This is a genomic window from Hyphomicrobium methylovorum, from assembly GCF_013626205.1.
GTDB lineage: Bacteria > Pseudomonadota > Alphaproteobacteria > Rhizobiales > Hyphomicrobiaceae > Hyphomicrobium_B > Hyphomicrobium_B methylovorum.
Genome location: NZ_QHJE01000001.1, coordinates 1,202,949 through 1,215,674, shown reverse-complemented (window position 1 = coordinate 1,215,674; position 12,726 = coordinate 1,202,949). Strand labels below are relative to the sequence as shown.

General features: G+C 59.6%; 12 protein-coding genes and 1 tRNA gene. 9 read left to right on the top strand and 4 right to left on the bottom strand.

All coding sequences use genetic code 11. The features are described 5' to 3' along the window. The first annotated feature begins 6 nt into the window (after positions 1-6). On the top strand, positions 7-1,542 hold the full coding sequence (locus DLM45_RS05945) for a Ppx/GppA phosphatase family protein (RefSeq protein ID WP_181336263.1): 1,536 nt from the start codon (positions 7-9) through the stop codon (positions 1,540-1,542). Between the two features lie 80 nt (positions 1,543-1,622). Beyond that, the gene (locus tag DLM45_RS05940) at positions 1,623-2,570 is read left to right on the top strand and encodes a DnaJ C-terminal domain-containing protein (RefSeq protein WP_181338200.1); all 948 of its coding nucleotides are present in this window, start codon (positions 1,623-1,625) and stop codon (positions 2,568-2,570) included. Between the two features lie 98 nt (positions 2,571-2,668). Here DLM45_RS05940 and rnd read toward each other — a convergent pair whose 3' ends face one another. Then, on the bottom strand, positions 2,669-3,832 hold the full coding sequence (gene rnd, locus DLM45_RS05935; RefSeq protein WP_181336262.1) for a ribonuclease D: 1,164 nt from the start codon (positions 3,830-3,832) through the stop codon (positions 2,669-2,671). A gap of 266 nt (positions 3,833-4,098) precedes the next feature. On the opposite strand from rnd, the gene aspS reads away from it, so the two are divergent. From aspS to DLM45_RS05900, 7 genes are all read left to right on the top strand, one after another. Next, positions 4,099-5,895 (top strand): aspartate--tRNA ligase, encoded by a 1,797-nt coding sequence (aspS, locus tag DLM45_RS05930; protein ID WP_181338199.1) that lies wholly within the window; start codon positions 4,099-4,101, stop codon positions 5,893-5,895. Between the two features lie 370 nt (positions 5,896-6,265). Then, positions 6,266-7,204, top strand: coding sequence for a ketopantoate reductase family protein (locus DLM45_RS05925; RefSeq protein ID WP_181336261.1), 939 nt, complete (start codon positions 6,266-6,268; stop codon positions 7,202-7,204). Between the two features lie 83 nt (positions 7,205-7,287). Continuing rightward, positions 7,288-7,797, top strand: a complete 510-nt coding sequence (locus DLM45_RS05920) for a thioredoxin family protein (protein ID WP_181336260.1) — start codon at positions 7,288-7,290, stop codon at positions 7,795-7,797. Between the two features lie 101 nt (positions 7,798-7,898). After that, positions 7,899-7,985 (top strand) — tRNA-Leu (locus DLM45_RS05915). Positions 7,986-8,008: 23 nt separating this feature from the next. Continuing rightward, positions 8,009-9,079 (top strand): GDP-mannose 4,6-dehydratase, encoded by a 1,071-nt coding sequence (gmd, locus tag DLM45_RS05910; protein WP_181336259.1) that lies wholly within the window; start codon positions 8,009-8,011, stop codon positions 9,077-9,079. A 55-nt stretch (positions 9,080-9,134) separates the two neighbouring features. After that, positions 9,135-10,088 carry a GDP-L-fucose synthase gene (fcl, locus tag DLM45_RS05905; RefSeq protein ID WP_181336258.1) on the top strand — a complete coding sequence of 318 codons (954 nt, stop codon included), beginning with the start codon at positions 9,135-9,137 and terminating at the stop codon, positions 10,086-10,088. A 31-nt stretch (positions 10,089-10,119) separates the two neighbouring features. After that, a complete protein-coding gene (locus DLM45_RS05900) occupies positions 10,120-11,013 on the top strand; it encodes a glycosyltransferase family 2 protein (RefSeq protein ID WP_181336257.1) in 894 nt (297 codons plus the stop codon). Between the two features lie 114 nt (positions 11,014-11,127). Here the strand turns inward: DLM45_RS05900 and DLM45_RS05895 are convergent, their stop codons facing one another. From DLM45_RS05895 to DLM45_RS05885, 3 genes are all read right to left on the bottom strand, one after another. Continuing rightward, positions 11,128-11,319, bottom strand: a complete 192-nt coding sequence (locus DLM45_RS05895; protein ID WP_181336256.1) for a hypothetical protein — start codon at positions 11,317-11,319, stop codon at positions 11,128-11,130. A 53-nt stretch (positions 11,320-11,372) separates the two neighbouring features. Continuing rightward, positions 11,373-12,263 (bottom strand): dienelactone hydrolase family protein, encoded by an 891-nt coding sequence (locus DLM45_RS05890; protein WP_181336255.1) that lies wholly within the window; start codon positions 12,261-12,263, stop codon positions 11,373-11,375. 163 nt (positions 12,264-12,426) lie between these two features. Then, positions 12,427-12,591: a hypothetical protein gene (locus DLM45_RS05885; RefSeq protein ID WP_181336254.1), complete on the bottom strand. Its 165-nt coding sequence runs from the start codon at positions 12,589-12,591 to the stop codon at positions 12,427-12,429. Between the last annotated feature and the right edge of the window lie 135 nt (positions 12,592-12,726).

The window sequence follows — 12,726 nt, the reverse complement described above, 5'->3', positions numbered from 1 at the left end:
CAACGCGTGACCCGATGGATGGAAATATCCGGTGCCAATGAACGCACCGACGAAATGGAGCCCATCGGGGTCATCGACATCGGATCGAACTCGGTCCGGCTTGTTATCTATGAGGGTGCGGTTCGATCCCCAACGCCTGTCTTCAACGAAAAGGTTCTTTGCGGTCTCGGCCGCTCAGTGGCGACAACAGGAAGCCTTGGAATTGAAGCGGTCGAGCGCGCTCTTTCGGCACTGGCGCGCTTTAGCGTCATCGCCCGAATACTGGGCGTAAAGAATCTGCGCGCCATCGCCACGGCTGCGGTGCGCGATGCCCAAAACGGCGACGAGTTTATTGCCCGCGGTGAAGCCGCACTTGGCGTCGATATCGAAGTTCTTTCAGGCCAGAAAGAAGCTCTGCTCGCAGCCCAGGGCATCATGATGGGCTTCGTCGACGCTGACGGTATCGTCGGCGATCTCGGCGGCGGCAGCCTGGAAATCATCGATCTGGATCACGACAAGCTTTGCGAAGCGGTGACGCTTCCGCTCGGCGGCCTTCGCCTCATCGACGCAACCTCGAACAAGATCGACCGGGCGACGGACATCATCGACGGCGCGATCAGCGCCTTGCCGTGGCTCTCTCGCGGTGAAGGCGGCACGTTCTACGCAGTTGGCGGAACGTGGCGCTCGCTCGCCAAGATGCACATGGATTCCATCAATTATCCCTTGCGCGTGATGCAGGGATATAAGCTGTCGCTGCGCGAAACCCTCGATTTTTGCGAGCAGTTCCGTAAAGCGAAGAAGCCGCTTGATCTCCCGAACATCTCGGGCGTAGCCCGCGCCCGCCGCGAAGTCCTGCCGTTCGGCGCAATCGTTCTCGAACGCCTGCTTCGGCGCATGCAGCCCAAGCAGATCGTGTTCTCCGTCTTCGGTATCCGCGAAGGTTTGATCTACGGCCTCTTGCCGCCGCATGAGCGCCAGCGCGATCCGCTGATCAGTTTCTGCGAAGACTATGCGGCGCTGCGTGCACGCTCGATCTCGCACGCTTGGGAGCTGTGCCGCTGGACGGACCTGCTCTTCGCCGATCCCGCTCTCGAGGAAACGGCCGACGAACGGCGCCTGCGCCACGCAGCATGTCTTCTGTCAGACGTCGGCTGGCGCGCGCATCCCGATTATCGCGGCGAACAGAGCGTCAATACGATTGCGCACGCGGGCCTGGGCGGCGTCGACCACCAGGGACGCATCTTCCTGGCTCTATCCGTATTTCACCGGCACGAGGCCTCGGAGGACAGCACCGCACAGCTGTCCGACCGTTTGCGGTCGCTCGTCAGCAAGCGCGTTCAGAGGCGCGCCAAGATCCTGGGCTCGGCAATCCGGGCAGCCCATATGCTATCGATCGGGATGTCCGGAATTATCGATCAGACCCCACTTTCGTACGAGAACGACAGCCTCGTCCTCACGATCCCCCGGGTTTACGCTGATCTCGACGGGGAGCGCGTCCGCCGCCGGTTCGGGGCGCTAGCGAACATGCTCGGAAAAAAGCTGGAAATCAGAATTAGCGACTGAAGAGGCAGTAAGCCTCGCTTGCAGCGCCCAAAAGTCTGGTAGAGTGCGTAAGGCGAACTGCAGGAACGATGACGGCCTCCATGGCGGAAGACCTCTACGAAATACTGGGCGTCTCGCGGCGCGCGACCGAGGATGAAATCCGCAGTGCGTTCCGCAAACAGGCCAAAGCCAGCCATCCTGATGTCAATCAAGGCAATGCGGCTGCGGCAGAGCGTTTCAAGAAAATCACAGCCGCGAACGACATCCTGAGCGATCCCGAGAAGCGCCGGCAATACGATGCTGGCGAGATCGATGCCAAGGGCGACCCCCGGCGGCCCCAATGGAGCCAACAGCCGACAGGTGGTCCTCGCCGCGGCGCGCAATATACCCGTGGCGCGGGCGCGGGCGGGGCCGGCGGCCCAGGTGGTCCCGGCAGTTTCGACGACTTCAGCTTTTCCGATATCTTCTCCGACGTCTTCGGAAGCGGCGGAGGCATGCGGCGCGATGGTCACGGCTTCGCGACGCGCGGCCAGGATCTGCGCTATTCGCTGGAGATCGATTTTCTCGAAGCGGTCCTCGGGGCCAAGAAGCGCGTAACGCTCCCAGACGGTGGCGTGCTCGACCTGACGGTGCCCGAAGGCGTGACTGACGGGCAGGTGCTGCGACTGAAGGGCAAAGGCACGCCGGGTTCGCCGGGCTCCGAAGCGGGTGATGCGCTCATTGAGATCAAGGTTCGTCCGCATCCGGAATTCCGGCGCGAGGGCGAAGACATTCTGCTCGATCTGCCGATTACGATCGATGAAGCCGTGCTCGGCGGGCGCGTCGAAGTGCAGACGCCGTCGGGACGCGTGCAGCTTACGATTCCTAAGGGCACCAGTTCAGGCAAAACGTTCCGCTTGAAGGGCAAGGGCGTGCGGCCGAAAGGCGGTGCGGTCGGCGATCAGCTTGTCACGGTCCGCATCGTCATGCCGACCGAAATCGACGACAGCCTCTCCTACTTCTTTTCGGAATGGCGCCAGAAACACAGCTACGATCCCGGCCGGAAGTAACTCCATTAGCGCTGATCCGCGACCGTCATCCTTGGCCGAATGAGCGCAGCGAATGCGGGTGGAGGTCCAGCGCAAGACTCGGCGACGCCGTCGAATTCTTACTGAGCGGCCACGGCGGCAGGCACCGCTCGGACCTCGCCTTTGACCAGCGTCAACGCCAGCTCGCCACGCTTGAGTTTCAGCGCCGCCTCTCCGAACAAAGCCCGGCGCCATCCCTGCAAAGCCAGAATATTGGCTTCGTCCGACGTTGCCAGCCGCTCAAGATCGTCGCTATCGGCAATGATGCGAGGCGCAACGCCGTGCTCGGCAGCGGCCGATTTCAGCAGTACTTTCAGCAATTCCAGCGTCGCGCTCGCCTGCGCAGAAAGCGCTTCATTGCGCTCGATCTTCGGCAGCGTCTTGGGATCGCGCGCCAAGCCCGCGTTCACCGCTTCGATAATTTCCTTGGCACGCTGCGAACGTGCAAATCCGTCCGACAACGTACGAAGTTGCCCAAGCGCCTCGACGCTCATCGGAACCTGATTGGCGATGTCGTAGAGTGCATCATCACGAAGAACACGCCCGCGCGGCACGTCGAGCGATTGCGCCAACCGTTCGCGCCACGCCGCAAGCTCGATAAGTACCGCCAAAGATTTCCGTCCTTTGACGCGCAGTTTGAGACGCTGCCACGCGTTCTCCGGGTCCGTGTCGTAAGTGTGCGGATTGGTCAGAACAGACGCTTCTTCCTGAAGCCAGGGCGTGCGCTCAGTCTTGTCCAGCATCTGCTTGAGATGGACGTAGACGTCACGCAGGTACGTCACATCCGCGAGCGCATAGTCGAGTTGCTTCGCAGAAAGCGGCCGCCGGCTCCAATCCGTAAAGCGAGACGACTTGTCGAGGTCGGCGCCAACCGTCTTCTTCACCAGATTGACGTAGCTGATGCTGTCGCCGAAGCCGCAAACCATCGCCGCGATCTGCGTATCGAAAATCGGCGTCGGCACGACCCCGGATTTCAGAAATACGATTTCGATGTCCTGCCGCGCGGCGTGAAACACCTTCACCGTGGAAGTGTCGGCCATCAGTTTATAAAACGGCGCCAGATCGAGGCCCGGAGTCAGGGGGTCGACCACCGCTTCCGCTTCCGGACCAGCGAGCTGGATGAGGCAAAGCAGCGGCCAGAACGTCTGCTCACGCAGAAATTCCGTGTCGACCGTGACGTAGTCACTTTTGGCAAGCGTCTCGCACAGCGCTGAAAGCTCGGACGTGGTGGTGATCATGTGCATGGAGTGACGCCTATAGCGTATCGTTTTTGTATTGTCGCCATCGGCGTGGTCGCGATTTTCCATGTTTGTGAATCGATCGGGCGCCCCTGCTACACCGTGTGGGTTTCGCATTGGCTCCGCCGGGCCATCGGCGGGTAGGCCTTGTGCCCTGCGCCGATCCGTCCGCTACCCGTTCGATCCTTGACTTTCCGCGGCCCTCATGCGCTTTTCGCGGCGATTTCCACCCATGTCGAGCGAAGGGTTATCCGGCCATGGCCGAGGCTAAGCTGCATCGTTACCGCACGCACACCTGTGGCGCTCTCAGAAAAAGCGACGTCGGCACCGACGTCCGCCTTTCAGGCTGGGTGCACCGTGTGCGCGACCACGGCGGCGTGCTGTTTATTGACCTTCGGGATCATTACGGCCTGACGCAGGTTGTCGCCGATCCGGACAGTGCAGCGTTCAAAACCGCAGAGCTGGTGCGCTCGGAATGGGTCATCCGGATTGACGGCAAGGTGCGCGACCGCCCGGCGGGTACGGTTAACGCCGATCTGCCGACCGGTGACATCGAGCTATACGCCACCGAAATCGAAGTTCTGTCGTCCGCGAAGGAGCTGCCGGTTCCGGTATTCGGCGAGCCCGATTACCCCGAGGATTTGCGCCTGCAGTACCGCTTCCTTGATCTCCGGCGTGAAACGCTGCACGCGATCATCATGAAGCGGCTTGAGATCACGCGCTCCATCCGCAACCGCATGCACGAAGCGGGCTTCAACGAATTTCCGACGCCCATCCTGACCGCGTCGAGCCCCGAAGGTGCGCGCGACTTCCTCGTGCCGAGCCGCATCCATGCGGGCAAGTTCTATGCCCTGCCGCAGGCTCCTCAGCAGTATAAGCAACTGTTGATGATCTCGGGCTTCGACCGCTATTTCCAGATCGCGCCTTGCTTCCGCGATGAAGACCCGCGCGCCGATCGCCTGCCGGGCGAGTTCTACCAGCTCGACGTTGAAATGAGCTTTGTCGAGCAGGAAGACGTGTTCCAGACGATGGAGCCGGTTCTCACGGGCCTCTTCGAAGAATTCGCGAACGGCAAGCCGGTCACGAACAACTGGCCGCGCATTCCCTACGACACGGCGATCGCCAAGTACGGCTCGGACAAGCCAGACCTTCGCAACCCGATCGAGATGGCGGACGTAACTGAGCACTTCCGCGGCTCGGGGTTCAAAGTCTTTGCCGGTATGATCGAGAAGGATGCGAAAGTTCGCGTCTGGGCGATACCCGCACCGGGCGGCGGCAGCCGTGCATTCTGCGACCGCATGAATTCCTGGGCTCAAGGCGAAGGCCAGCCCGGCCTCGGCTATATCTTCTGGCGCGAGGGTGAAGAGGGCGGCGCTGGCCCCGTTGCCAAGAACATTGGTCCGGAGCGGGCAACCGCCATCAAGACACAGCTCGGCCTGAAGGATGGCGACGCCGTTTTCTTCACGGCAGGCAATCCGGCGAACTTTTACAAGTTCGCAGGCCTTGCGCGTGACCGCGTGGGCCAGGAGCTGAAACTTATCGACGAAAACAGGTTCGAACTCGCATGGATCGTCGATTTTCCATTCTACGAGTGGAACGAAGACGAGAAGAAAATCGACTTCTCGCACAATCCGTTTTCGATGCCACAAGGTGGCAGCGAAGCTCTCGACGCTGCAACAACGGATGAAGCACGCCTGAAGCTCAAGGCGTATCAGTACGACATCGTCTGCAACGGATATGAGATTGCCTCAGGTGGCATCCGTAACCACAAGCCGGATGCGATGATAAAGGCGTTCGGCATTGCGGGCCTTGGACCCGAAGTTGTCGAGCAGCGCTTCGGCGGCCTCTTCCGTGCGTTCCAGTACGGGGCCCCACCGCATGGCGGCATGGCGGCAGGCATCGAACGTATCGTCATGCTGATCACCGGCGGAAAGACGGTTCGCGAAGTTGCGCTGTTCCCGATGAACCAGCAGGCGAACGATCTGCTGATGGGCGCACCGAGCGAAGTCGCCCCGAAACAATTGCGCGAACTCTCCGTCCGCATCGTCGCGCCGGAAAAGAAGGCCTGAACGACGCGGCCTTATGAGAAAAAAATCGGCGCCCGTCCGGTTTCGGAGGGCGCCGAGTTGTTTCGCGAGTCAGGGACTAAACGATGCGCTCCCAGCATTGAGGAACGCGAAACCAACAAGACGCTTCCGGCCAGGTCACGGCCTGCGTCATCTGCCAAAATACGTGCATCGCACATTGCGCGCCAAACAACTCCCCGTGCGCGAAATCACCCGCTTTTGTGAAAACCCGTGATCGTTCGTCTCTCGACCTGCGTCCAACGGCTGGCGATCGCTGCGGCCAGATAGCGAGCCGCGACCAATAGAGTCTGGCGAGCGGGCGTCGATGGGACTAGGAACGAAAGGCGGTCACGAGCATGGAAGAGTTAGCGGAATGCGTATTCTAATCCTCGGAGCGGGCGCCACTGGCGGCTATTTTGGTGGCTTCCTGGCCAAAGCGGGCGCTGACGTCACCTTTCTCGTCCGTCCGCCGCGGCGCGACCGCCTGATGAGCGACGGACTGGTTATCGAAGCTGCGGATGGCACGCTAACGACCCCGGTTCATGCGGTCACGGCTGAGAACCTTGCGGGACCGTATGATGTCGTGATCGTAAGCGCCAAAGCGTTCGATCTTGCCGGAGCGATTGAGGCAATCCGTCCCGCCGTCGGCAAGCAGACGATGGTTCTGCCGGTTCTGAACGGCATGCGCCACCTGGACGATCTCGATACGGCATTCGGACGCGCGCACGTGCTTGGAGGCACCTGCCACCTGAGCGTTGTGCTCGAAGCCGACGGTCGCATCCGCCTTTTGAGCGGGTATGCATCGTTGACGCAGGGGCCGCGCACGCCGGGCCAAAAGGCGGCATCCGACAGGATCGATCAAGAACTGCTGCGCGGCGGTTTTGACGTGCGCCACCCTGACGACGTCGTCGGTGCGATGTGGGAAAAATGGGTGCTGCTCGCAACGCTGGCCGGTTCGACGTGCCTGATGCGCGCCTCTATCGGCGAGATCGTCCGCACCGACAACGGCGAGAAAACAATCACCGGTATGCTCGACGAATGCTGCGCCGTCGCCGAGGCCAGCGGCCATAGTCCGCGAGATGCCACGATGCAGATGGTTCGGCCAACGCTGACGGATCCAACCTCCGATATTTCCGCATCGATGCTGCGAGACATTCAACGTGGCAATAGAATTGAGGCCGATCACACTATCGGAGATCTTATCCGCCGCGGCCGCGAATTAGGCGTGCAGACGCCGCTGCTCAACATCGCGTACACGCACATGCAGGCCTATCAAAATCGGCTGACGGCGTCTGAAGCGCCACGCCAATGACCGCTCAAAGATGACCGCGATTTAATTTCGCTTTCCTCAGCCGAGGCAACACAATCGGCCATTAGCAACGTGGAAAGCGTTCGATGCTCCGTTCGATTGTCTGCGCTCTTGCGCTTCTGATCGCTGTGCCTTTCGCTGCGATTGCTAGACCGGCCCCACACGCAGACCTCTGGAACGGGAAAGACATCGCTTGGCGCGACGTGCGCTCCGGCATTTCTGAATCGGCTCAAACCGGCCGCCCTGCAATCATGGTGTTCCACACCACGTGGTGCTCGGTCTGCAAGCGCTTCCGCCTTTTATTCAAGAATCCGGAAATCGTTGCAGCCTCGAAAGACTTCGTGATGATCCTCGTCGACGCGGATGTCGATCGCGAGGTGAATGGCATTTTCTCGAAAGACGGAAACTACGTTCCGCGCACGATTTTTATGGATGCAAACGGCAAAGTTTCGAACACGCTCGTTGGCCGCGACCGGCAATATCCCCATACGCTGGACGTCGACAGGCCCGATGAGCTCCTTGCGCTGATGAAGAGGGCGCGGGGTCTCGGCGGCACTGCGCCAAAAGCGCCGCCTTCCACTGAAAGCCGGACTTAGCTAGATCTGGTCGTCTCTGAACTATCTGCGCCAAAAGGAAACGATTGGCGGATGGTCACGAGTTGCGCTCCCCGGCGCGACCCGGCATAAGACCCCTCAAGGCGGACGTGGTGGAATCGGTAGACACACAGGACTTAAAATCCTGAGAGGGTGACCTCGTGAGGGTTCGAGTCCCTCCGTCCGCACCAAGAAGCACGGGGAGCACTCCGCTTTGGCACAGAAGACCGCATTGATCTCGGGTGTAACCGGGCAGGACGGAGCTTACCTTGCGCGCTTCCTGCTCGATAAGGGATACGTCGTACACGGCATAAAAAGGCGCTCGTCCTCGTTCAATACGCAGCGCGTCGATGAACTGTATCAAGACCCGCACGACCGCGAGACATCGTTCTTTCTGCACTACGGCGACTTGACCGATTCAACGAATATCATTCGTTTGCTGCAGGAAACCCAGCCTGACGAGATCTATAACCTCGCCGCGCAGAGCCACGTGCAGGTCAGTTTCGATACGCCGGAATATACGGCCAATGCCGATGCTGTCGGTGTGCTGCGCTTTCTCGAAGCCATCCGAATTCTCAACCTAAAAGACAAGGTGCGCTTTTATCAGGCGTCCACATCCGAACTGTACGGCAAGGTGCAGGAAACGCCGCAAAGAGAAACGACACCGTTCTATCCCCGTTCGCCCTATGGCGTTGCCAAGCTCTATGCGTATTGGATCACGGTGAACTACCGCGAAGCATACGGAATGCATGCTTCGAACGGCATTCTCTTCAATCACGAAAGCCCGATCCGCGGCGAGACGTTCGTCACTCGAAAAATTACCCGCGCCGTCGCACGTCATAGCGCCGGTCTGCAGTCGACGCTTTACCTCGGCAATCTCGACGCCAAGCGCGATTGGGGACACGCAAAGGACTACGTCGAAGGCATGTGGAAGATCGTTCAGAACGATCAGGCGGACGATTTTGTGCTCGCGACAGGCGAAACGCATTCGGTCCGCGAGTTCGTCGAGCGCTCGTATCAGGAAATCGGAATTACCATCGCTTGGAACGGCACGGGCGTAGATGAAACCGGATGCGACAGCGCCACCGGTAATGTGATCGTGCGCATTGATCCGCAGTACTTCCGCCCGACCGAGGTCGACTTGCTGCTGGGCGATCCGTCAAAAGCGCGCGCTCAGCTTGGCTGGCAGCATAAGGTCACGTTCCCCGAACTCGTGAAGGAAATGGTGGCTTCCGATATCGCACTGCTTGAGAGAGAAGGCTGGCGCAGCACCATCAACGAATAGCGTTGCGGCGCATAGGTTAAGTGCAACCGCGCGATCACACTTCAAGGACCCGGCGATGAGTTTCGAACTGAGAAACAAGCGCGTGTTTGTGTCGGGCCATCGCGGCATGGTCGGGTCTGCAATCGCACGGCAGCTGGCGTCTGAAGACTGCGAAATACTGACGGCAAGCCGGAGCGAACTCGATCTCCGCGAACAAAGCGACGTCCGCACTTGGTTCGAACGCGAAAAGCCGGACGCTGTTTTCCTTGCTGCTGCGAAGGTTGGCGGCATCCTGGCCAACGACACATATCCGGCAGAGTTTCTCTACGACAACCTCGCGATTGAGACGAACGTCATCGACGCCGCCTTTCGCTCGGGCGTTCAGAAGCTGCTCTATCTTGGCTCATCCTGCATCTATCCGAAGTTCGCACCCCAGCCGATTCCGGAAAACGCACTTCTAACCGGCAGCCTCGAGCCGACCAACGAATGGTATGCGATAGCGAAGATCGCCGGGTTGAAACTCTGCGAAGCCTATCGCCGTCAGTACGGCGTCGATTTTATTTCGGCGATGCCGACCAATCTCTATGGCCCGGGCGACAACTACGACCTCGAGAAAAGCCACGTCATTCCGGCTTTGCTTCGCAAGGTCCACGAAGCAAAAAAGTCTGGTGCGGATCGCATTGTAGTCTGGGGAACGGGCAGCCCGCGGCGCGAATTTCTTCATGTCGATGATGCAGCGAGTGCGGTCGTACACCTCATGAAGACGTATTCTGAAGCAGAGCACGTCAATGTGGGGAGCGGCGAAGATATTCCCATCATCGATCTGACGCATCTCATTTGCGAAATCGTCGGTTTTGAAGGCCGCATCGAAACGGATACGACCAAGCCGGATGGCACACCGGGCAAGCTGTTGGACGTGTCTCGCTTGAGCGCGACGGGCTGGCGTCCGCGCTATGATCTGCGCTCTGGTCTTCGTGATGCCTACGACTGGTTCAAAGCCAATGAAGCGACGGCCCGCTTGAGCACGTAGAAAAAGAGCCTCAAAAGGTCAGAGCCCAACGATGGCTGAAGATCGGCGAACAGAACCGATTAGCATCGGCGTTATCATTCCGGCGTTCAATCGCCAGAAAGACTTGCTGGTGGCCGTTGCCTCGGTCGCCGCGCAAACGCTGCGGCCCGATCGTCTTGTTGTCGTCGACGATGGATCGGAGCCGCCCTTGCACTTGCCGCAGGATGTGCTTGGCGGCCTCGACGCTCACATCATTCGCTTTACGGAAAATCGCGGTCCATCAGCAGCTCGTCAGGCTGGATTGAACGCTCTTTCGACATCTCACGTGGCCTTCCTCGATAGCGACGACACCTGGGAGGAAAACAAGCTCGCGACCCAAGTCGCTTATCTCTCCGGTCTTGCAAATCCAGAGAAGACAATTGTCGCGTGTGGATGGTGGCCGGTAAGTGAGGCAGGCGAGCGAGCGTCACCGAAAGTGCCGCGTCCGAGTAGCGAGATTGCAGATTTCTGCGGCGGTTGCTGGTTCAGTCCCGGCTCGACTGTATTAGCGCCGCGCCAACTTCTGCTTGATGCCGGTGGTTACGACGAACGCCTGAGAAGGCTTGAAGACCTCGATATCTTCATCCGGTTGGTGAGCCGCGGAGCAAAACTTGCCGTGGCGCCAGTCGTCGGCGCGCGCATTCGCCGGGGAGGCAACGCTCGACGACGCGACGTCGATCCTGCGGCAGCGATATTGAGGCAGAAGTACCTCGCATCGGGATCGGACCTCACGACTTCGGCACATAGGCGAAAGCTAAAGGCTTGGCTTGCGTTGGAAGAAGCCGCCGCCGCGATGAATGACGGAGCTTATGTTCGTTGTGCCGAACGATTGGTGCGCTCGTTCGCTCTTGTGCCGCGTGTCCGGCTTCATCTCCACGACTGGTGGCCGACTGATAAAGTCGCGTAAGTCGCACGCGCTAAAATCCGGACAGCACGCCGCGCCATTTCGCCCAAATCGCAGCGCCTTATGAAAGCTCTTGCGCAATCGGCGCCGCGGCTTGCTTTCACTCGAAAGACGGTATCATCCCGCGAGTTCGTCGCGCTCTTTGAGAAGTTCATCGAGTTGGGCTTGCTGCTTGTTAATCCGGTCTGCAGCAAGCTCATCGTTGGCGGCTCCTGAAAAGCCTGCTGCCTGCTCCACGAGTTCTCGAAGGTTGGCTCTGAGTATCGCGATGCGCTGGTCGATCTCGGCTAGACGTTCAGTATCGGCCATGATGCCTCCTGCTTGAAGTTTTGGCGGACGGTGTCGCGTCCACGTGCGCGGGTTCAGTCGAGAACGTGCCACTTCTTCAGCCAGGCCGTCATTTCAGCCCACGCCTCTTTAGCAACGTCTTCTCGATAGCTCGGCCGATAGTCGGCATGAAAGCCGTGCGGCGCAGATGGGTAAATTTTGAATTGCGCCGTCTTGCCCGCTGCAGCAAGCGCGGCCTTTATCGCTTCGACTTGCGCAACCGGAATGCCCTTGTCCTCGCCGCCATAAAGGCCGAGCACCGGGACCTTCATCTCGCTTGCGAGTTCCGTAGGACTTTTCGGCCAGATCGTTTTCTGCGGCTCTGGATCGACCAGCGAACCATAAAACGCGACGCCCGCTTTAATCTGGCTGCTCGCCGCGCAGTATTCCCAAACGGTTCGCCCGCCCCGGCAGAAGCCGATGATGCCGATCCGAGAAGCGTCGCCGCCCTGAGCCACGGCCCAGCGGACGGCGGCATCGAGATCGGAAATGAGTTCCGAGTCCGGCTTCGAGTTGACGAGCGGCATGAGTTGATCGACGCCACTGATCTTTGCGAGATCGCCCTTGCGGAAATAATAGTCCGGCGCGACTGCGAAGGCGCCAAGCTTGCCAAGCCGCCGCGTGACATCCTTGATGTACGCATGCAGCCCGAAGATCTCCATTGCGACGAGCACGATGGGTGGCTTCGCAACAGTCTCCGGTCGCGCAAAATAGACTGGCATCTCCCCATCCGCGACTTTCGCGAAAGCGTCGCCCGCGGCCAAGCCTGTCGTGTCGGTGGTGACCACGTCAGCCATCACCGGTCCGGCGGCGAGCGTATAGCCTGCGGCCGCTGCCGCGGATGCGCTCATGAATGTGCGGCGCGAAAGCGGATGCGAGGCGGAAAGCCCAACGATGTCGGATGCAATAGAATTATCGGATGTCATGCGTCACTCCCGGTGCCAATTGGGTTCGCAACGAGCGAAGCGCATCTTAGGCGGCGGAGTGGGGCGATGTCATGCCCGATGCAGACGTTGGCCGAAAAGAGAAAGAGCGGCACCTCTACTGAGATGCCGCCCTTGCATTGTGCATTGAGAGCGCGAGCGAAGATTATTTCTTCACGCAAGCATGAGTGGTTGCATCCCACTTCATGTCTTTTGCCTTCTTGCAGTCCGCTTTGGTCTTGGGTGCGTCAGCAGCATACGCGACGTACGGAGCCGATACGGAAAACAGAACGCCTGCGAGCACTGCGCCACGAATAATCTTGGAAACCATCTAACATCTCCTTCGCGTTTCAAGGACCGTTTCGTCCTGTGCCCGCTAAATACTCCATCCAAAGCGTCCGCTCCCTTACGATTGCTATACTTATCCGTAAGGTCACCGCACGTTGTAGAATCCGTAGGAGTAGCT

What these genes read in the sequence shown, in the direction of transcription:
- DLM45_RS05885 (WP_181336254.1), bottom strand. Translation starts at nt 12,591, where the DNA reads ATGGTTTCCAAGATTATTCGTGGCGCAGTGCTCGCAGGCGTTCTGTTT.
- DLM45_RS05925 (WP_181336261.1), top strand. Translation starts at nt 6,266, where the DNA reads ATGCGTATTCTAATCCTCGGAGCGGGCGCCACTGGCGGCTATTTTGGT.
- DLM45_RS05920 (WP_181336260.1), top strand. Translation starts at nt 7,288, where the DNA reads ATGCTCCGTTCGATTGTCTGCGCTCTTGCGCTTCTGATCGCTGTGCCT.
- rnd (WP_181336262.1), bottom strand. Translation starts at nt 3,832, where the DNA reads ATGCACATGATCACCACCACGTCCGAGCTTTCAGCGCTGTGCGAGACG.
- DLM45_RS05895 (WP_181336256.1), bottom strand. Translation starts at nt 11,319, where the DNA reads ATGGCCGATACTGAACGTCTAGCCGAGATCGACCAGCGCATCGCGATA.
- DLM45_RS05940 (WP_181338200.1), top strand. Translation starts at nt 1,623, where the DNA reads ATGGCGGAAGACCTCTACGAAATACTGGGCGTCTCGCGGCGCGCGACC.
- fcl (WP_181336258.1), top strand. Translation starts at nt 9,135, where the DNA reads ATGAGTTTCGAACTGAGAAACAAGCGCGTGTTTGTGTCGGGCCATCGC.
- DLM45_RS05900 (WP_181336257.1), top strand. Translation starts at nt 10,120, where the DNA reads ATGGCTGAAGATCGGCGAACAGAACCGATTAGCATCGGCGTTATCATT.
- DLM45_RS05890 (WP_181336255.1), bottom strand. Translation starts at nt 12,263, where the DNA reads ATGACATCCGATAATTCTATTGCATCCGACATCGTTGGGCTTTCCGCC.